At 54.8% G+C, this 17,901-nt stretch carries 21 protein-coding genes and 1 tRNA gene; 9 read left to right on the top strand and 13 right to left on the bottom strand.

What is annotated here, in order from left to right:
* Positions 1-431: 431 nt before the first annotated feature.
* The 6 genes from GXP72_RS01945 to aspA all read right to left on the bottom strand — a co-directional run bounded on the left by GXP72_RS01945 (position 432) and on the right by aspA (position 6,220).
* A tRNA-Phe gene (locus GXP72_RS01945) sits at positions 432-504 on the bottom strand.
* Positions 505-631: 127 nt separating this feature from the next.
* The gene (locus GXP72_RS01950; RefSeq protein WP_024907359.1) at positions 632-1,207 is read right to left on the bottom strand and encodes a transcriptional regulator; all 576 of its coding nucleotides are present in this window, start codon (positions 1,205-1,207) and stop codon (positions 632-634) included.
* Between the two features lie 49 nt (positions 1,208-1,256).
* Entirely contained in the window at positions 1,257-2,954 is a 1,698-nt protein-coding gene (locus GXP72_RS01955; protein ID WP_090419418.1) for a protein-disulfide reductase DsbD, read from the bottom strand.
* The gene (cutA, locus tag GXP72_RS01960) at positions 2,930-3,253 is read right to left on the bottom strand and encodes a divalent cation tolerance protein CutA (protein WP_014168278.1); all 324 of its coding nucleotides are present in this window, start codon (positions 3,251-3,253) and stop codon (positions 2,930-2,932) included. Before cutA ends, GXP72_RS01955 begins: the two co-directional genes overlap by 25 nt.
* Positions 3,254-3,366: 113 nt before the next feature.
* The gene (locus GXP72_RS01965) at positions 3,367-4,668 is read right to left on the bottom strand and encodes an anaerobic C4-dicarboxylate transporter (RefSeq protein ID WP_024907357.1); all 1,302 of its coding nucleotides are present in this window, start codon (positions 4,666-4,668) and stop codon (positions 3,367-3,369) included.
* A 115-nt stretch (positions 4,669-4,783) separates the two neighbouring features.
* A complete protein-coding gene (gene aspA, locus GXP72_RS01970) occupies positions 4,784-6,220 on the bottom strand; it encodes an aspartate ammonia-lyase (protein ID WP_003855923.1) in 1,437 nt (478 codons plus the stop codon).
* Between the two features lie 335 nt (positions 6,221-6,555).
* Between aspA and GXP72_RS01975 the strand changes: the two genes are divergently transcribed.
* Positions 6,556-7,020, top strand: a complete 465-nt coding sequence (locus GXP72_RS01975; RefSeq protein ID WP_024907356.1) for an FxsA family protein — start codon at positions 6,556-6,558, stop codon at positions 7,018-7,020.
* Positions 7,021-7,054: 34 nt separating this feature from the next.
* On the opposite strand, the gene yjeH is transcribed toward GXP72_RS01975, so the two are convergent.
* Positions 7,055-8,296, bottom strand: a complete 1,242-nt coding sequence (gene yjeH / locus GXP72_RS01980; protein WP_208763420.1) for an L-methionine/branched-chain amino acid transporter — start codon at positions 8,294-8,296, stop codon at positions 7,055-7,057.
* Positions 8,297-8,475: 179 nt separating this feature from the next.
* Here yjeH and GXP72_RS01985 point away from each other — a divergent pair, with 179 nt between their 5' ends.
* The 3 genes from GXP72_RS01985 to GXP72_RS01995 all read left to right on the top strand — a co-directional run bounded on the left by GXP72_RS01985 (position 8,476) and on the right by GXP72_RS01995 (position 10,932).
* Complete coding sequence (locus GXP72_RS01985) at positions 8,476-8,769, top strand: co-chaperone GroES (protein WP_004152420.1); 294 nt, start codon at positions 8,476-8,478, stop codon at positions 8,767-8,769.
* 31 nt (positions 8,770-8,800) lie between these two features.
* Positions 8,801-10,444: a chaperonin GroEL gene (gene groL, locus GXP72_RS01990; RefSeq protein WP_023310114.1), complete on the top strand. Its 1,644-nt coding sequence runs from the start codon at positions 8,801-8,803 to the stop codon at positions 10,442-10,444.
* Between the two features lie 134 nt (positions 10,445-10,578).
* Positions 10,579-10,932, top strand: a complete 354-nt coding sequence (locus GXP72_RS01995) for a DUF4156 domain-containing protein (RefSeq protein ID WP_024907354.1) — start codon at positions 10,579-10,581, stop codon at positions 10,930-10,932.
* Positions 10,933-10,998: 66 nt separating this feature from the next.
* On the opposite strand, the gene epmB is transcribed toward GXP72_RS01995, so the two are convergent.
* Positions 10,999-12,027, bottom strand: coding sequence for an EF-P beta-lysylation protein EpmB (gene epmB / locus GXP72_RS02000; RefSeq protein ID WP_049123429.1), 1,029 nt, complete (start codon positions 12,025-12,027; stop codon positions 10,999-11,001).
* Between the two features lie 40 nt (positions 12,028-12,067).
* On the opposite strand from epmB, the gene efp reads away from it, so the two are divergent.
* The 3 genes from efp (at position 12,068) to ecnB (ending at position 13,078) form a co-directional block, all read left to right on the top strand.
* Positions 12,068-12,634, top strand: a complete 567-nt coding sequence (gene efp, locus GXP72_RS02005) for an elongation factor P (RefSeq protein WP_010427766.1) — start codon at positions 12,068-12,070, stop codon at positions 12,632-12,634.
* Between the two features lie 57 nt (positions 12,635-12,691).
* The gene (locus GXP72_RS02010; RefSeq protein ID WP_048990206.1) at positions 12,692-12,823 is read left to right on the top strand and encodes an entericidin A/B family lipoprotein; all 132 of its coding nucleotides are present in this window, start codon (positions 12,692-12,694) and stop codon (positions 12,821-12,823) included.
* Between the two features lie 108 nt (positions 12,824-12,931).
* The gene (gene ecnB, locus GXP72_RS02015; RefSeq protein ID WP_003025482.1) at positions 12,932-13,078 is read left to right on the top strand and encodes a lipoprotein toxin entericidin B; all 147 of its coding nucleotides are present in this window, start codon (positions 12,932-12,934) and stop codon (positions 13,076-13,078) included.
* Between the two features lie 37 nt (positions 13,079-13,115).
* On the opposite strand, the gene GXP72_RS02020 is transcribed toward ecnB, so the two are convergent.
* Positions 13,116-13,715, bottom strand: coding sequence for a LuxR C-terminal-related transcriptional regulator (locus GXP72_RS02020; protein WP_024907351.1), 600 nt, complete (start codon positions 13,713-13,715; stop codon positions 13,116-13,118).
* 261 nt (positions 13,716-13,976) lie between these two features.
* Between GXP72_RS02020 and sugE the strand changes: the two genes are divergently transcribed.
* Complete coding sequence (gene sugE / locus GXP72_RS02025) at positions 13,977-14,294, top strand: quaternary ammonium compound efflux SMR transporter SugE (RefSeq protein ID WP_008502938.1); 318 nt, start codon at positions 13,977-13,979, stop codon at positions 14,292-14,294.
* Here sugE and GXP72_RS02030 read toward each other — a convergent pair.
* Both GXP72_RS02030 and blaACT read right to left on the bottom strand, forming a co-directional pair.
* The gene (locus GXP72_RS02030; protein WP_090419412.1) at positions 14,291-14,821 is read right to left on the bottom strand and encodes a lipocalin family protein; all 531 of its coding nucleotides are present in this window, start codon (positions 14,819-14,821) and stop codon (positions 14,291-14,293) included. The two genes, sugE and GXP72_RS02030, sit on opposite strands and share 4 nt — an antisense overlap.
* A gap of 121 nt (positions 14,822-14,942) precedes the next feature.
* Positions 14,943-16,088, bottom strand: a complete 1,146-nt coding sequence (gene blaACT, locus GXP72_RS02035; RefSeq protein ID WP_208763421.1) for an ACT family cephalosporin-hydrolyzing class C beta-lactamase — start codon at positions 16,086-16,088, stop codon at positions 14,943-14,945.
* A 132-nt stretch (positions 16,089-16,220) separates the two neighbouring features.
* Here blaACT and ampR point away from each other — a divergent pair, with 132 nt between their 5' ends.
* Entirely contained in the window at positions 16,221-17,096 is an 876-nt protein-coding gene (gene ampR / locus GXP72_RS02040; RefSeq protein WP_208763422.1) for a LysR family transcriptional regulator AmpR, read from the top strand.
* A 29-nt stretch (positions 17,097-17,125) separates the two neighbouring features.
* Here ampR and frdD read toward each other — a convergent pair whose 3' ends face one another.
* The gene (frdD, locus tag GXP72_RS02045) at positions 17,126-17,485 is read right to left on the bottom strand and encodes a fumarate reductase subunit FrdD (protein ID WP_013095272.1); all 360 of its coding nucleotides are present in this window, start codon (positions 17,483-17,485) and stop codon (positions 17,126-17,128) included.
* 10 nt (positions 17,486-17,495) lie between these two features.
* Positions 17,496-17,891, bottom strand: a complete 396-nt coding sequence (gene frdC, locus GXP72_RS02050; protein ID WP_090419405.1) for a fumarate reductase subunit FrdC — start codon at positions 17,889-17,891, stop codon at positions 17,496-17,498.
* Positions 17,892-17,901: the final 10 nt, after the last annotated feature.

The following is a 17,901-nucleotide window of genomic DNA, read 5'->3' on the forward strand; positions in this document are numbered from 1 at the left end:
ACCTGAAAAGGTGCACTGCGAAGTTTTGCTCTTTAAAAATCTGGATCAAGCTGAAAATTGAAACGACACATCTTTAAGGTGTGTTCGAGTCTCTCACCCCATGTGAGAGTAGGGAACTGCCAGGCATCAATTAAGAAGAACCCCGTACCGTAAGGTGCGGGGTTTTTTGCTTTGTGCGTCAGAAATTATGGCGGATGGCGGCTTCGCCTTATCCTGCCTGCAAAATCCGTAGGCCCGGTAAGCGCAGTGCCACCGGGCAGACCAGACCGCACACTCTTACTGGAAAGAGATACAGGTATATAAAAACAGGGAAGGTTTTGATAAACGCAGAAAAGCAAAAACCCAGCCATAGGCTGGGTTCTTTAAATAGTGGTGCCCGGACTCGGAATCGAACCAAGGACACGGGGATTTTCAATCCCCTGCTCTACCGACGCCCGGACTCGGAATCGAACCAAGGACACGGGGATTTTCAATCCCCTGCTCTACCGACTGAGCTATCCGGGCAACGGAGCGCATTAAACCGCAATCACGCTCTAGCGTCAACATTATTTCGGGAAAAGCTGTTCAACTGCTTAAGTTTGCGGCAATCTGGCGGTTTACGCGCCGAATACGTCGAATTTAACAGGTTCACTTACGTCAATGCCCCGCCCATACGACACTGAGCAAAGCGCAGAATATCTTCCGCCAGCCGGTGCGCCGTATCCACGTCGGCCTGGCTACGGTTCACCAGCATGCGGCTCAGGCAGCCCTCCAGCACCAGCTCCATCTGTTTCGCCACCATTGCCGGATCATCCACTTCCAGCTTGGTCAGCAGCTCGTGGGTGAAGTCATGCGCCGCCCGTTTTTGCTGATCCGCCAGCTGATGGACAGGATGGCCTGGGTCGGGAAAATAAGTGCAGGCGGCGATGAACAGACAACCCGGGTACCGGTTGTTGCTGACACATTCCGTCAGGGCGGTATAGCGCGCCAGCAGCTTTTGTTCCGCAGTCAGTTCTTCATTCAGCATCAGCTGCCTGCGCCAGACATCAACCTGCTGGCTGAGATAGCGCAGGGCATCATAAACAAGCGCCTCTTTATCCGGCCAGAAGCGCTTAAGATCATCTACGGGGTAATCGATACGGTCGGCTACCATCTCAAGCGTGGTGCTGGCGATCCCTTGAATCTCAAGTAATTGCAGAGCTTGTCCCAGTACGTCTTCACGTTGCACGGTTATCTCCTCCGCTATTCCCAACGGTTTGTCCCGTTTAAAGTGTTGTTTACGGTTGGCGATTGCGCAAATGCGCGTTAAATGCCGCTGCATCCATAAACCCGGTTACACGCTGTTCTGGCTGCTCCTGGCCCTGCTGATTGAAGAACAGAATGGTTGGCAGCCCGAGCACGTTAAGCTGCTTTAGCAGAGCCTTATCCTGCGCATTATTGGCGGTCACGTTCGCCTGAAGCAAAACGGTCTCTTTCAGGGCGCTTTGCACCTGCGGATCGCTAAAGGTATATTTCTCAAACTCTTTGCAGGCAACGCACCAGTCGGCATAGAGATCGAGCATCACCGGTTTGCCTTTTGCCTGTGCGAGCGCGCTGTTGAGCTCATCAACGTTCTTAATCTGGATGAAGTTCAGATGCGCCTGCGTCTGGCCTACCGGCGAGCCGAGCGCCCAGTCCTGAAGAGGACGCACGCTCACCAGCGCGGCGGCGAGCAGGAGGATTTGCACCAGGCGCATCCACGCTTTTTTCGCCCCCAGACTGACGATAAACGCCCAGGAGAAGAATGCTACGCCGAGCATCGCCCACAGGCGCAAACCCCAGACGTCGCCGATGATACGCTCGAGGAGGAACACCGGCAGCGCCAGAATCACAAAGCCAAACGCGGTTTTCACCGTCTCCATCCACGGGCCGCTCTTCGGCAGAAGTCGATTGCCGAAAACCGTGACCAGAATCAGCGGCAGGCCCATGCCCAGCGCGTAAAGGTACAGCGTACCGCCGCCAAGCCACAGATTGCCGCTCTGGGCAATATAGAGCAGGATGGCGCTCAGCGGTGCGGTGGTGCAAGGGGAACAAATTAAACCAGCGATGGCTCCCATCGCGAATACCCCACCCGCCGAGCCACCCTGCTGGCGATTACTCATTAGCGTTAAGCGAGTTTGCAGAGACGACGGTAACTGCAGGGTAAACAGGCCGAACATCGACAGAGCCAGCAGGATAAACACCACCGACAAGCCAATAAGGACGTAAGGATGCTGCAGTGCGGCCTGGAACTGTAACCCAGCACCGGCAACCACAAGGCCAAGGGCTGTGTAGGTCAACGCCATGCCCTGCACATAAATAAAGGCCAACAGCAGGGCGCGGGCGGTGGAAAGCCGTTGCTTACCGCCCAGCACGATGCCAGAGATGAGCGGATACATCGGCAGCACGCACGGCGTAAAGGCAATGCCGATACCGATCAGCAAGGCCCACAGCGCGGAGAACGGAAGGTCTGACGCGGCTTCACTTTTACCGCTCTCCCCAGAGGGGAGAGGGGAGAAAGCGGCGGCAGCCTTAACTTCGCTGAGCGGAACGACCTTCGTTTCAGGCGGATAGCAGAATCCCGCGTCCGCGCACCCCTGATAGGTCACCGTCAGGGTCGCACCTTTATCCGCCTGATTCACCGTAACAGGCACGCTCAGGCGCTGGCGGTAGATTTCACTCTTGCCGTAGAACTCGTCCTCATGCCACTCGCCAGAGGGCATCTGTAAAGCGCCCATGCTGGCCTGAGCAGGCGTAATGCTTACCTGCTTGCGATAGAGGTAATAACCCTCTTTCACCTGCCAGTTGAGCGTAAGGTCATGCTGGTTTTGCTGAAAATCGAAAACGAAAGCCTGGTCGGCAGGGATGAAGTTCGAACGGCCGGGCGCGTCAAACAACCCGGCAAAAGCTGACGTGCTGCACAGCAGCAGGATCAGCGTAAGGAAGCGTTGAGCCATGAGAGATAGTCGTTATCGCCATGAACCACTGGCAGGACCAGCAGCTCCGGGGTTTGGTAAGGATGATGAGATTTGAGGCAGTCCAGGAGAGCCTGCTGATTCGCCAGATTAGTTTTGAGCAACATCTGAACTTCGTACTCTTGCTCCAGCTTGCCTTCCCAGTAATAAAGGGAGGTGGCACCAGGGAGGAGCGTCACGCAGGCAGCCAGCTTTTCGGCCAGCACTTTGGCGGCGAGATCCTGGGCAGAGGCTTCATCAGGGGCGGTACACAGTACGACAACAGCATCAGGCGTGTTCACAAGTCGACCTCCTCATCACGAAAGTCTTCACTATATCACGCAAGGCGATTGGTCATTAATGAAACGGGCCGCAGAGCGGCCCGATTTTAACTATTTTTACAACTACTCACCGTTTACAGCACCACGCCGCCAATGATAAAGCCGAGGATCACGCAAAGTGAAATGGCAACCACGCCCGGGATCAGGAACGCGTGGTTAAACACATACTTACCGATACGGGTTGAGCCTGTGTCGTCCATCTCCACCGCCGCCAGCAGGGTTGGGTAGGTTGGCAGAACGAACAGGGCAGACACCGCCGCGAAAGAGGCAATCGCCGTCAGCGGGGTAACGCCCAGCATCAGTGCCGCAGGCATCAGCGCTTTGGTGGTCGCCGCCTGGGAGTAAAGCAGGGTAGCGGCAAAGAACAGCACCACCGCCAGCAGCCACGGATAGTTGTGCAGCAGGTCGCCTGCTACGGTCTGAATGTCGCTGATGTGCGCTTTCACGAAGGTATCACCGAGCCACGCCACACCCAGCACGCACACGCAGGCGCTCATACCGGATTTGAAGGTGCTGGCGTTCAGCACTTCGCTGGTATCAATTTTACAGGTGATGCTAATCAGCGTCGCGATGGTCAGCATAAACACCACAATCGCTTCGTTACGCGGCAGGACCGGGTTCTGGATCAGGCCCACGGTATCGCTGATGGCGGTCGCATAGAACATGACGGCGACGATACCGATCAGGAACAGCAGCACGGAGCGCTTCGCGTGCGGCTTCAGCTCGAAGACCTGGCTGCCGCGCAGGCTCACTTCACCTTTTGCCAGACGCTCCTGATAAACCGGATCGTCTTTCAGTTCAGCGCCGAGGAAGTTACACAGCACGGCAGTGATCATCACCGCAATCAGCGTCACCGGGATACAGATCGCCAGCAGCGTCAGGTAGCTCACGCCCATCGGCTCAAGGATACCGGCGAAGAAGACCACCGCAGCGGAAATCGGCGAGGCGGTAATCGCAATCTGGGACGCGACGACGGCAATAGAGAGCGGACGAGACGGACGGATACCCTGCTCTTTCGCCACTTCGGTAATCACCGGCAGCGTGGAGAAGGCGGTGTGGCCCGTACCGGCGAGAATGGTCATAAACCAGGTCACCAGCGGGGCAAGGAAGGTAATGTATTTTGGATGGCGGCGCAGCATACGCTCCGCCAGGCTCACCAGGTAGTCCATACCGCCTGCCACCTGCATGGCGGCGATAGCGGCAATAACTGCCATGATGATTTCGATAACGTCAAACGGGATTGCGCCGGGTTTAATCTGAAAGATAAGGGTAAGAACGAGCACCCCGAGACCACCAGCAAAACCGATGCCGATACCCCCGAGTCTTGCTCCCAAATAAATCGCCAACAAGACGATGACGAGTTCTGCTCCAAACATAAGGACCTTCCTTGCTTATTAACAAGTTGATATTGAATTGTTGTATTTCGGTAACGCCTAAAAAGAAAAAAGGCACGTCACAAGTGACGTGCCTTAAGAAGCCTAGCCTGAACGGTTACTGTTCGCTTTCATCGGTATATCGTTTTGCTTTATATGCCGGGTGCATCAGGTTCTGGGCCGAGAAGATATCGTCCAGCTCCGCTTCGGTCAACAGCCCGCGCTCCAGCACCACTTCACGTACGCTCTTACCGGTTTCGGCACAAATCTTACCGACGATGTCACCGTTGTGGTGACCGATGAACGGGTTGAGGTAGGTGACGATCCCGATGGAGTTATAGACATAACCCTCACAGACTTCTTTATTCGCTGTGATGCCGTTAATGCATTTTTCCAGCAGGTTGTAGCAGGCGTTGGTCAGGATGTGGATAGATTCAAACATCGCCTGGCCAATCACTGGCTCCATCACGTTCAGCTGCAACTGACCCGCTTCAGAGGCCATGGTCACGGTTGTATCGTTACCGATGACTTTGAAGCAAACCTGATTCACCACTTCTGGCACAACCGGGTTCACCTTGGCCGGCATGATGGACGAACCCGCCTGCAGCTCTGGCAGGTTGATTTCGTTCAGGCCAGCGCGCGGACCGGAGGAAAGCAGGCGCAGGTCATTACAGATTTTGGACAGTTTCACTGCCAGACGTTTCAGGGCGCTGTGTACCATGACGTAGGCGCCGCAGTCGGAGGTCGCTTCAATCAGGTCTTCTGCAGGCACAACCGGCAGGTTAGAGACTTCAGCCAGCTTCTGTACCGCCAGCTGCTGATAGCCATCCGGGGTGTTCAGACGTGTACCGATGGCGGTTGCGCCCAGGTTCACTTCCAGCAGCAGCTCGGAGGTGCGCAGCAGGTTTTTGGTCTCTTCGTTAAGCAGCACGTTAAACGCGTGGAATTCCTGGCCGAGGGTCATCGGCACCGCGTCCTGCAGCTGGGTACGACCCATTTTCAGGATGTCCTGGAACTCAACCGCTTTACGCTGGAAGCCATCACCCAGTTGGTTGATCGCATCCACCAGTTTCACTACAGAGGCATACACCGCGATACGGAAGCCGGTAGGGTAAGCGTCGTTGGTGGACTGGCATTTGTTAACGTGGTCGTTCGGGTTAAGGTACTGGTATTCACCTTTCTGGTGACCCATCAGCTCCAGGCCAATGTTTGCCAGTACTTCGTTGGTATTCATGTTGACGGAGGTGCCCGCGCCGCCCTGATAGACGTCAACCGGGAACTGATCCATGCATTTTCCGTTGTTCAGCACTTCATCGCAGGCTGCGATAATCGCATTTGCCGCGCTTTTAGGAATGGTTTGCAGCTCTTTGTTGGCCAGGGCTGCGGCTTTCTTCACCATCACCATGCCACGGACAAACTCAGGGATGTCGCTGATTTTGCTGTTGCTGATGTAGAAGTTTTCAATCGCTCTCAGAGTGTGAACACCGTAGTAGGCATCCGCTGGAACTTCCCTAGTACCCAACAAGTCTTCTTCGATACGAATGTTGTTTAACATGTGAACCTTCTTTTCAAGCTGCCGATGGATTGTACTAAACACACAGTATTTATGTGGTTTTGAATATTTTCTGGCCGACGATTATTCCCTCAATCAGCCAGATGTTCGAGATCATATGCTGATGATAGCGAATTGCCGTAAGCTGGATCACTTATTATCGAGCCGATTCCATGATAATTATTAATCTGTGAAATGGGTCACCGCTTTAATATTTCCGAAAAAAATATCCGTGCAAACTGATTGAATTTTCGCTAACCGTCACCATCTCATACAAACGCGCGTCGCGAACACATTCAGACAGGGGCCCGCCGGCCCTTGCCACACAGGAGATGCCAGTGCGCTGGATACCGTTTATTGCTTTCTTTCTCTATGTTTACATTGAGATTTCCATTTTCATCCAGGTTGCCCATGTGCTGGGCGTCCTGCTGACGCTGATTCTGGTGATTTTCACCTCCGTCATCGGCATGTCGCTGGTGCGTAATCAGGGTTTCAAAAATTTCCTGTTAATGCAGGAGAAGATGGCCGCAGGCGAAAGCCCGGCAGCGGAGATGATCAAAAGCGTATCGCTGATTATTGCGGGGCTGCTGCTGATCCTGCCGGGGTTCTTCACCGACTTTCTCGGCCTTCTGCTGCTTCTGCCGCCGGTGCAAAAGCACCTGACCATGAAGCTGCTGCCGCATCTGCGCTTTAACCGTATGCCTGGCGGTGGGTTCAGCACCGGGCCAGGCGATACCTTTGAAGGGGAATATCAGCGTAAAGATGAACAGCACGACCGTTTAGACCATAAAGACGATCGGTGATAGATTTGCCCGGTGGCGCTTCGCTTACCGGGCGCTACTGGTGCGCATCGCGCTTTGGTAAAAACAGCCACAGTCCTGCCAGCATGACAATCGCGTACAGACTCTTCCATCCCACCATCGCCAGCAACAGCAGGCAAAGCCCACCCCCGATGACCGCCAGTGTTTTATAGCGACCTTGCAGCAAACGACATCCCGCCAGCATGCACAGCAGGTAGATCATAATGAAAATACCGTTGGCGTAGACGATCAGCGCGTCCAGATTGATTTTCAGTGCGTAAATACACAGCGTGCTCAACACGCAGCAGCCCAGCACGGCATTCAGGGCATTCAGCGGAAGCTGGCGTTTAGACAGGCGCGCGAGGCGATTCTCAGGTTTGTCGAGCGCCTGCGACCACACCAGCCGGGCAAAGCTCTGGATATAAATGTTGAGGCTGGCAAAACAGGCCAGATAGCCGATGACGCAGGCGATCCACAGCGCCTTCACGCCAAACAGATTAACCACGATACCCGGCAGCGATGCCGCGGCGGCGAGATCCGCGCCGAACGCGTGGAAGTGCAACACCAGCACGGTACACGCCCAGTAGACCGTGCCTGCCAGCAGCAGGCCTATCACCAGCGCCCGGGGGAAATCGCGCTCAGGCTGCTTAAATTCAGAGGCAAGATGGGCAAAGGCTTCCAGACCCACAAAACACCAGAACATGACGGAGAGCGCGGCGAAAAGCTGTGAATGATCGACGTCTGTCACCGCCGGGAAGGGAATTTCCTTGATTGTGATATCGCCCGCCCACCAGATAGCGGCAACGAGCGCGACAATCAGCACCGCAACCAGCGTCTGCAGGTTGGCGCTGGAGCGGGCCCCGCGAGAGCCTACCCACCAGACGATAGCCAGCGTGCCCAACTCGGCCAGCAATAACTGCTCGTTATGCCAGCCAAACAGCGCCTGACCAAAGCCGGTCGCAATATGCAATGCCGCAGGAAGGCCAACCGGAATGACGGAGAGAAACAGCCAGCCGGTGACACGCTGCAGCCGCGGCCCAAAGGCCAGACCGACAAAGTGCGCCACGCCGCCCGCGCTGGGGAAATGCCGCCCCAGGATGGCAAACACAATGGCTATCGGGAAAACCAGTACAATCAGCGCTGGCCACGCCCACAGGCTATTATTTCCCGCGACCAGCGCCGCCAGTGCCGGTACGGCAAACACGCCCGTACCTAACAAGGAGGTTGAGAGCAGGCCAACGCCCTGCGCCAGCCCTAACTCCTGCTTGAGTCCACTCATTGACATCGCCCTGCCAGTACCAAAAGAGAGGCGATGGTAACACTTTCGCAAATTTTTTTTTCAACTCCCCCTTGAAGGGGTAAAAAGCTATCCCCATCTCTCAGGGCACTAGTCGGAAAACCGCTTGCGGGCCGGCGTCATCCATAACTGATAATGACTTTCTCAAAGGAGAGCTATCAATGAGTATTCGTCCGTTACATGATCGTGTGATCGTCAAACGTAAAGAAGTTGAAACCAAGTCTGCTGGCGGCATCGTTCTGACCGGTTCTGCAGCAGCCAAATCAACGCGTGGCGAAATCATCGCTGTCGGTAAGGGCCGCATCCTGGAAAACGGAACTGTGCAGCCGCTGGACGTTAAAGTTGGTGACATCGTAATTTTCAACGATGGCTACGGCGTGAAAACCGAGAAGATCGACAATGAAGAAGTGTTGATCATGTCCGAGAGCGACATTCTGGCAATTGTTGAAGCGTAATTTACGCACGAGAATTTGAGGAAATAAGAACATGGCAGCTAAAGACGTAAAATTCGGTAACGACGCTCGTGTAAAAATGCTCCGCGGCGTAAACGTACTGGCAGATGCAGTTAAAGTGACCCTGGGCCCGAAAGGCCGTAACGTAGTGCTGGATAAATCCTTCGGCGCGCCAACCATCACCAAAGATGGTGTTTCTGTAGCACGTGAAATCGAGCTGGAAGACAAGTTCGAAAACATGGGCGCGCAGATGGTGAAAGAAGTTGCCTCTAAAGCGAACGACGCTGCAGGCGACGGTACCACCACCGCGACCGTTCTGGCGCAGGCTATCATCACTGAAGGTCTGAAAGCCGTTGCTGCGGGCATGAACCCAATGGATCTGAAACGTGGTATCGACAAAGCTGTCGCCTCCGCTGTTGAAGAACTGAAAGCGCTGTCCGTACCGTGCTCTGACTCTAAAGCCATTGCTCAGGTTGGTACCATCTCCGCTAACTCCGACGAAACCGTAGGTAAACTGATCGCAGAAGCGATGGATAAAGTCGGTAAAGAAGGCGTGATCACCGTTGAAGACGGTACCGGTCTGGAAGACGAACTGGACGTGGTTGAAGGTATGCAGTTCGACCGCGGTTACCTGTCCCCATACTTCATCAACAAGCCAGAGACTGGCGCTGTTGAGCTGGAAAGCCCGTTCATCCTGCTGGCTGACAAGAAAATCTCCAACATCCGCGAAATGCTGCCAGTGCTGGAAGCCGTTGCTAAAGCAGGCAAACCGCTGGTTATCATCGCTGAAGACGTTGAAGGCGAAGCGCTGGCAACTCTGGTGGTTAACACCATGCGCGGCATCGTGAAAGTGGCTGCTGTTAAAGCACCTGGCTTCGGCGATCGCCGTAAAGCGATGCTGCAGGATATCGCTACTCTGACCGGCGGTACCGTGATCTCTGAAGAGATCGGTATGGAGCTGGAAAAAGCGACCCTGGAAGACCTGGGCCAGGCGAAACGCGTTGTGATCAACAAAGACACCACCACCATCATCGATGGCGTGGGTGAAGAAGCCGCTATTCAGGGCCGCGTGGGTCAGATCCGTAAGCAGATCGAAGAAGCGACTTCCGATTACGACCGTGAAAAACTGCAGGAGCGCGTAGCGAAACTGGCTGGCGGCGTTGCGGTAATTAAAGTCGGTGCGGCGACCGAAGTTGAAATGAAAGAGAAAAAAGCACGCGTTGACGATGCCCTGCACGCGACCCGTGCTGCGGTAGAAGAAGGCGTGGTTGCGGGTGGTGGCGTTGCGCTGGTGCGCGTGGCCGCTAAACTGGCTGGCCTGACCGCTCAGAACGAAGATCAGAACGTGGGTATCAAAGTTGCGCTGCGCGCAATGGAAGCGCCTCTGCGTCAGATCGTGTCCAACGCCGGTGAAGAGCCATCTGTTGTGGCGAACAACGTTAAAGCGGGCGAAGGTAACTACGGTTACAACGCGGCAACCGAAGAATACGGCAATATGATCGACTTCGGTATCCTGGACCCAACTAAAGTAACCCGTTCTGCTCTGCAGTATGCGGCCTCTGTTGCTGGTCTGATGATCACCACCGAGTGCATGGTGACCGACCTGCCAAAAGGCGATGCGCCTGACTTAGGTGCTGCTGGTATGGGCGGCATGGGCGGAATGGGCGGCATGATGTAATCGTGCGCTCTACGTCGTAGAATGTGAAAAACCCCCGGGCAGAAATGCTCGGGGGTTTTTCTTTTGGTCATCTTTTAGGTATAAGATTTACACACGGACAACTACTGTCCAGCTTATTGAAAACGAGGAATAACATGCGCGTAAAAGTCTGTGCAGGGATTGTAGGGGCAGCATTGCTGCTGGCGGGTTGTAGCTCCAGCAATGAGCTGTCGGCAGCGGGCCAGGGTGTTCGCTTTGTGGAAGATAAGCCAGGCAGTGAATGCCAGCTGTTAGGCACGGCAACCGGTGAGCAAAGCAACTGGATGTCTGGTCAGCATGGCGAAGAAGGTGGCTCTATGCGCGGTGCGGCGAATGCCCTGCGTAACCAGGCTGCGGCAATGGGTGGCAACGTGATTTACGGCGTGAGCAGCCCAACGCAGAGTATGCTGTCCAGCTTCGTGCCGACCGCCAGCCAGATGAGCGGCCAGGTCTACAAGTGCCCAAACTGAGTTAACTTGCTGATGGCGCTGCGCCCGGACCCCGTAGGGCAGGTAAGCGTAGCGCCACCTGCCTTTTTAGTGCTGCCGCAGCTGCAAATCCAGCGGCGTCTTGCTCGGCTCTCCGCCAATCTCGCGTGCCAGCTTCGGCACCATATAGCCTGAAACCAGCGTTAACAGTTCGCGCATAATCTGCCGGGCTTCTTCGTCCGTCACCATGAAATGGGCCGCGCCCTGAACGCGATCCAGCACGTGCAGGTAATAGGGCATCACGCCCGCATCAAACAGGGCATTGCTCAGATCGGCCAGCACGCGGGCGCTGTCATTGACGCCGCGCAGCAGCACGCTCTGGTTCAGCAGCGTCACGCCCGCTTTACGCAGTCGCGCCATCGCCGCGCGAAACGCATCGTCAATTTCGTTCGCGTGGTTAATATGGTTCACCAGCAGCACCTGCAATCGGGACTGCTCCAGGCGTGACACCAGGCCGTCCGTGATACGTGCCGGAATAACAATCGGTAAACGGCTGTGAATGCGCAGGCGCTTAATGTGCGGGATGGCTTCAAGCTGAGTCAGCAGCCAGTCCAGCTCATGATCTTTTGCCATCAGCGGGTCGCCGCCGGAAAAAATAATCTCATCCAGCTCCGGATGGGCGGCGATATAGTCCAGCGCGACCTGCCAGTTGCGTTTATTGCCCTGGTTTTCGGCATAAGGGAAGTGCCGACGGAAGCAATAACGACAATTTACCGCACAGCCACCTTTTACCAGCAGCAGGGCGCGGTTGAGATACTTGTGCAGTAAACCGGGCACCACGCTGTTCTGCTCTTCCAGCGGATCGGTGCTATAACCCGGCGCGGTGACAAACTCATCCTGCGAAGTAAGCGTTTGTTTTAATAGCGGATCGTCGGGATTGCCTTTCTCCATCCGCGCCACAAACGCGCGGGGAACGCGCAGGGCGAACAGGCGCTTTGCCTCGCGGCCTGCAAGCAACTCTGGGTGCTGATCGAGGTCTAAAAGACGCAGCAATTCATCAGGACTGGTGATTACATCGGCAAGTTGCGATAACCAATCTTCTCTGGACGGGGTGTTTAGGGTTACAATATGCGCCATTTTGTGGCTTAGCTACCAGTTAACAAATTTAGAGGGCCTTATGGCAACGTACTATAGCAACGATTTTCGTGCTGGTCTTAAAATCATGATGGACGGCGAACCGTACGCGGTTGAAGCCAGCGAATTCGTTAAACCAGGTAAAGGCCAGGCATTCGCACGCGTTAAGCTGCGCCGTCTGCTGACCGGTACCCGTGTTGAGAAAACCTTCAAGTCTACTGACTCCGCTGAAGGCGCTGATGTTGTTGATATGAACCTGACCTATCTGTACAACGACGGTGAGTTCTATCATTTCATGAACAACTCCACTTTCGAACAGCTGTCTGCTGATGAGAAAGCGGTAGGTGACAGCGCTAAATGGCTGCTGGATCAGGCTGAGTGCATCGTGACCCTGTGGAACGGCCAGCCTATCGCTGTGACCCCACCAAACTTCGTAGAACTGGAAATCGTTGAAACCGATCCAGGTCTGAAAGGTGATACCGCAGGTACCGGCGGTAAACCAGCCAAACTGTCTACCGGCGCCGTGGTTAAAGTGCCACTGTTCGTACAGACTGGCGAAGTGATCAAAGTGGATACCCGCTCCGGCGAATACGTATCTCGCGTGAAGTAATTTACGTATGATTGAAGGCGCAGCGCCCGCTGCGCCTGATTCTTGCAGGCAGGGATGATGAAACGTACCGTTAAAATTCTGCTTCTGTTAGCGCTTTCCTGCGCATTGCTTTCCGGCTGTAACACCACGCGTGGAATGGGACAAGACATCCAGGATCTCGGCCATATCATTTCTCACGCCGCCAGCTAAGTTCGTCTAATTTTCCTAAAAATGCGTCCTTTTCCGTCAACCGGCGGGATCTTGTCTATTCTTAAGTTGCTATACACAAAACAACTTTGGCTATAAAAGGAAGATATTATGGTTAAGAAGACAATTGCAGCGATCTTTTCAGTCTTGGTACTTTCTTCAGTGTTAACGGCCTGTAATACCACGCGTGGCGTCGGTCAGGATATTTCTGAAGGTGGTAGCGCAATCTCTGGTGCAGCAACAAAAGCTCAGCAGTAATGAATAAACGGTACGGGACCAGCCGGGTTTCGTACCGTCAGCTTTCCGATTCCTGCAGGGATAAAAACGGAGAAAAACGCGTATCCATATGCAATTTCATGCGGATATTGCGTTTATAGGTATAGACCGTTTTTCCGTTGATACTCAGGTGAGCGGCAATTTTTTGATTGCTCGCGCCGTCCATCCACAATGTCAGCACTTTCTCTTCCTGCCGGGTCAGCAAGGGGGCCGCCGCCGCTGGCCTTTCTGCGCATGAGCGCGAGATCAATGCGTCGTTGATAACCGTTGCCACTTCTTCGAGACTGGCGTTTTTCAACAACGACGACCACACCGGGAACTGTCCGAGCCAGTCTGTCATGCCGCTGTCCTCTCCCGATTGCAGCAAAATAAACGGTAAGCGTTCACTGGCGTTAAGCAGGGACGAGAGCTGCTGAAAATGGTGAATGTCCTGCCTGAAGCCGTACAGGTCAGCAATAACCAGCGTAGGTTTCCATTGCAGAATGTGTTCTCTGGCAAGAAACAGATTATTCAGCCCGGTCACAACGTAGTGTCCCGGGAACAAACCGGAATGATTGAGCCATGCTTCAAACCCCGTGCGGGTGAAGTGACAACGGTCAATCAAAAGAATTTTGAACATATTTTATTCGCAGTCGGCTAGTGGTTTGGCTTCCTGCCATCAGAAAGCACATCATCATAGAGAAGTCGGATGAGTGCTAAAAGCCGGAACTCCGCGCCATACTGCGGCTATTTCTTGCCTTAACGTGTTCAGCAAAAAATGATTGAAAAAAAATAGCACGCTAACCACAATAGGTGGCGTAATCTCTGCCTTACGGGACGACCCGTAAGCATTTCTTTCACCGGGGACGGCCCCAACTTGTATTAAGTTAAGGAGCCTGACATGTCCTGGATCATTCTTTTTATTGCTGGCCTGCTCGAAGTGGTATGGGCGATTGGTCTCAAGTACACCCACGGATTTACCCGCCTGACGCCCAGCGTCATTACCGTTACCGCCATGATAGTCAGTATCGTTCTGTTATCCTGGGCGATGCGCTCTCTGCCTGTGGGAACGGCTTATGCCGTCTGGACGGGTATTGGCGCGGTGGGTGCCGCTATCACCGGCATTCTGCTGCTGGGAGAGTCAGCGAGTCTGGCGCGTATCGCCAGCCTCGCCTTGATTGTGGCCGGGATCGTTGGGCTGAAGCTCAGCACCCATTAATGGGGTTGTTTCACCCAGATAAGTTTTGACACATCAAACCCTTGCCGGGTCGCGACGTCCAGCATCTGCTGTTTCATATCTGACGAAATAGTTGGCGTGCGGGAGAGTATCCACAGATAGTCGCGATCTGGCCCGCAGACCAGCGCGTGACGGTACTCTCTGTCGAGCGCGATCACGTTATAGCCGCCATAAAACGGGCCAAAGAACGAGACTTTAAGCGCGGCCCGCCGCGGGTCGCCCGTGAAGTACGCTTTCCCAATCGACTGTTGCCACATCTCCCGGTCGGGGTTATAGCCCCGGTTGATCACCTGAATACCGCCATCATCCATCGGGCTGTAATTCGCAGTGACCTTCTCTAAGCCCTGCTCAAACCGGTGGTCGAGGCGCGCGATTTCATACCATGTTCCAAGGAAGCGTTGTGCATCAAAAGGCGTGACGACGGTAACGCCAGGCGGTGGGGTAGGGGAACTGCAGGCAACCACTAAAAACGCGGCTGTCACCGCGGCGATAACAGGCAAAATGCGCATAGGAGTTTCCTTACTGTTTTTTGTTAAGTGTAGATGACGGCAAGGAAAATGTGGTTTTTGTACGGCGTCACACCGTGGATTTTGTAGGCCGGGTAAGGCGAAGCCGCCACCCGGCAATGTTTTACTGCAGCGCATCGAGGATGCGGTATGCCGCATCAACGCGTGCAGGGTTCGGATAGCTTTTATTTGCCAGCATCACAATGCCGAGCTGCTTTTCAGGTATAAAGGCCACGTAGCTGCCAAATCCGCCGGTAGAGCCTGTTTTATGGACCCAGGAGGCCTTAACCGGCGGTGCCGGAGGATTTACTTCTCTCGCAGGCAGCGGTGCCAGCGCCACCTTATTGTCGCTACCTTCAACTACGGTTTTGGCATCGACCGGCCAGTTAAGCATTTCCCAGCCTAACCCCTGATACATGGCCCCCACGCGCCAGTAGCGAGACTGCGCCAGGGCAATGCCTTGCCTGAGTGAAGTATCCTGAAGGGAGTCAGGCTTCATGTTCACCATCACCCAGCTCGCCATATCCTTCACGTTAGTTTTTACGCCATAGGCTTCCGCGTCGAGCATGCCTGGCGAAACGTGGACCGCTTTACCGTCACGGTATCCCCAGGCGTAATGCGCCTCTTCCGCTTTCGGAACGTTAATCCACGTATGGTTCAGCTTGAGCGGCTTAAAGACCCGCGCCGTTATGGCCTGCTCATAACTCATGCCGGAAGGTTTGACCGCCAGCGCGCCAAAAAGACCAATGCTGGTATTAGCATAAAGACGCGTGGTGCCCGGCTTCCACTGCGGCTGCCAGTTTTGATAAAAGCGCAGCAGAGAGGCGTTATCCGTGACCTCATCCGGTACCTGTAACGGCAGACCGCCTGCGGTATAGGTTGCCAGATCCAGCATGCGAATCCCCTGCCACTGCTTGCCCGTCAGCTCAGGCCAGTACTTTGTCACCGGATCGCCGAGCGATATTTCACCGCGAGCAATGGCATCGCCACCCAGTACGCCGGTGAAGGTTTTACTTATAGAGCCCAGTTCGAACAAGGTTTGTGGGGTGACAGGTTTGTTTGCCGCAACATCGGCTTTACCGAAGGTAAAGTAGTGCGGCTGACCCTGATAAATCACCGCCACCGCCATACCCGGGATGGCCTGCGCTTTCATCAACGGCGTAACGGTACGTTCCACCACCTCAGCCAGCTGTTTTTCTGACATCGGTGCAGCCAATACTGAGAAGGAGGCGCTGAGCAGCAGGGCACAGCTTAGGGATTTTTTCATCATCAGTTATCTTCCGTAATAGCGGTTCAAGGGAGTGTCCGGGCCCGTCAGACCGCTGTAGTCTGTTGGATTTGACTATGGCTGACAAACGGTTAAATTTAGCATTAGCTGTTAATTTTTCTAACGGACGAGACTATGACGCGCAGCTATCTTCCTCTTAATTCCCTGCGGGCGTTTGAAGCTGCTGCCAGGCACCTTAGTTTTACGCATGCCGCTATCGAGCTGAACGTCACTCATTCCGCGATTAGCCAGCACGTAAAGGCGCTGGAGCAGCACCTTAATTGCCAGCTGTTTGTCCGCGTTTCGCGCGGGCTGATGTTGACCACCGAAGGCGAGAATTTGCTGCCGGTGCTGAATGACTCGTTCGATCGTATCGCCGGAATGTTGGATCGCTTTGCCAGCCAGCGTGCTCAGGAGAAGCTCAAAATAGGTGTGGTAGGGACCTTTGCCACGGGTGTTTTATTCTCAGAGCTCGCGGACTTTCGCCGCTGCTATCCGCATATTGATCTTCAGCTTTCCACCCATAACAATCGCGTCGATCCGGCGGCTGAAGGGCTTGATTACACCATTCGCTACGGTGGCGGCGCGTGGCATGGAACCGATGCTGAATTTCTTTGCGCCGCGCCGCTGTCTGCGCTCTGTACACCCGATATTGCCTCTTGCCTGAAAAGCCCGGCAGATATCCTGAAGTTTACCCTGCTGCGCTCCTACCGACGCGACGAGTGGGCTGAGTGGATGCAGGCAGCGGGTGAACATCCTCCCTCGCCGACGCACCGGGTGATGGTGTTTGACTCGTCCGTGACCATGCTGGAAGCGGCCCAGGCAGGCGTCGGGATTGCCATTGCGCCTGTCGACATGTTTGCCCATTTACTCAGCAGCGAGCGCATCGTGCAGCCGTTTACAACGCAGATTGACCTCGGCAGCTACTGGCTCACAAGACTACAGTCACGGACAGAAACGCCCGCAATGCGCGAGTTTGCCCAGTGGCTGGTGGGAAAGATGCAGAAATAAAAGGCCCGCCGGATGGCGGGCCAGAAGCGTCAGATGGTGACCACGGCAATCAGCGTCACCACGGTCAGGATGGTCGCCAGACCGTAGAACACCCATTTACCGCTCGGGACATGGATTTTCAGGTCATGCATCGCATGGTGAATACGGTGCAGACCACACCACAGCGGCAGGACGATCATCAGGAAGATGAACACGCGACCGATAAAGCTGCCCGCGAACGCCAGTACGCGCTCGTAGCTCAGCGCATCGCCCGGGAACAGCCCCAGCGGCAGCATAATGCCGACCAGCAGGATGATGACGGGGGCGATGATGGCGCTCCACATGCCGCCTGCGCCAAACAGGCCCCAGAAGACCGGCTCGTCAGAACGTTTTGGATTTGGATTGATCACAGGTGCCTCCTTACCAGAACAGTGCGACAAACAGAATGACCACAGTGACCAGAATCGTCACCGCCCAGAGCCCTTTAATCACCGGCTCTGGCCCCATTTTTTCGTCTTTAACGATGATGTTCGCCGCTTTTGGCGCCAGTTCAAACCACGTTTTGGTATGAAGCAGCGCGGCCGCGAGCACGATCAGGTTCAGCACAACGATGATCGGGTTTTGCAGGAAACCGACGAAGCTGGCCCAGGTTTCCGGACCGTGCTTGAGGGCAAAAACGCCGTACATCAGCTCTAGGCTGAACCAGACCGCCGGTACCGCCGTGCCTTCACGCAGCATATAGAAGCGATAAAACGGCAGGTTTTTCCACCAGGTGGACGGCATTGGCCGCACATAGGCTTTGCGTTTAGTCGTCATCATGCACTCC

The organism is Enterobacter sp. SES19 (genome assembly GCF_011765665.1).
Lineage (GTDB): Bacteria > Pseudomonadota > Gammaproteobacteria > Enterobacterales > Enterobacteriaceae > Enterobacter > Enterobacter pseudoroggenkampii.

Bases quoted from the DNA above. Each gene is read 5' to 3' on its own strand.
- GXP72_RS02030 (WP_090419412.1), bottom strand. From the start codon at position 14,821: ATGCGCATTTTGCCTGTTATCGCCGCGGTGACAGCCGCGTTTTTAGTG.
- epmB (WP_049123429.1), bottom strand. From the start codon at position 12,027: ATGGCGCATATTGTAACCCTAAACACCCCGTCCAGAGAAGATTGGTTA.
- GXP72_RS01985 (WP_004152420.1), top strand. From the start codon at position 8,476: ATGAGTATTCGTCCGTTACATGATCGTGTGATCGTCAAACGTAAAGAA.
- aspA (WP_003855923.1), bottom strand. From the start codon at position 6,220: ATGTTAAACAACATTCGTATCGAAGAAGACTTGTTGGGTACTAGGGAA.
- blaACT (WP_208763421.1), bottom strand. From the start codon at position 16,088: ATGATGAAAAAATCCCTAAGCTGTGCCCTGCTGCTCAGCGCCTCCTTC.
- ampR (WP_208763422.1), top strand. From the start codon at position 16,221: ATGACGCGCAGCTATCTTCCTCTTAATTCCCTGCGGGCGTTTGAAGCT.
- GXP72_RS02010 (WP_048990206.1), top strand. From the start codon at position 12,692: ATGAAACGTACCGTTAAAATTCTGCTTCTGTTAGCGCTTTCCTGCGCA.
- GXP72_RS01955 (WP_090419418.1), bottom strand. From the start codon at position 2,954: ATGGCTCAACGCTTCCTTACGCTGATCCTGCTGCTGTGCAGCACGTCA.
- GXP72_RS01965 (WP_024907357.1), bottom strand. From the start codon at position 4,668: ATGTTTGGAGCAGAACTCGTCATCGTCTTGTTGGCGATTTATTTGGGA.
- GXP72_RS01995 (WP_024907354.1), top strand. From the start codon at position 10,579: ATGCGCGTAAAAGTCTGTGCAGGGATTGTAGGGGCAGCATTGCTGCTG.
- frdC (WP_090419405.1), bottom strand. From the start codon at position 17,891: ATGACGACTAAACGCAAAGCCTATGTGCGGCCAATGCCGTCCACCTGG.
- groL (WP_023310114.1), top strand. From the start codon at position 8,801: ATGGCAGCTAAAGACGTAAAATTCGGTAACGACGCTCGTGTAAAAATG.
- ecnB (WP_003025482.1), top strand. From the start codon at position 12,932: ATGGTTAAGAAGACAATTGCAGCGATCTTTTCAGTCTTGGTACTTTCT.
- GXP72_RS02020 (WP_024907351.1), bottom strand. From the start codon at position 13,715: ATGTTCAAAATTCTTTTGATTGACCGTTGTCACTTCACCCGCACGGGG.
- yjeH (WP_208763420.1), bottom strand. From the start codon at position 8,296: ATGAGTGGACTCAAGCAGGAGTTAGGGCTGGCGCAGGGCGTTGGCCTG.
- efp (WP_010427766.1), top strand. From the start codon at position 12,068: ATGGCAACGTACTATAGCAACGATTTTCGTGCTGGTCTTAAAATCATG.
- sugE (WP_008502938.1), top strand. From the start codon at position 13,977: ATGTCCTGGATCATTCTTTTTATTGCTGGCCTGCTCGAAGTGGTATGG.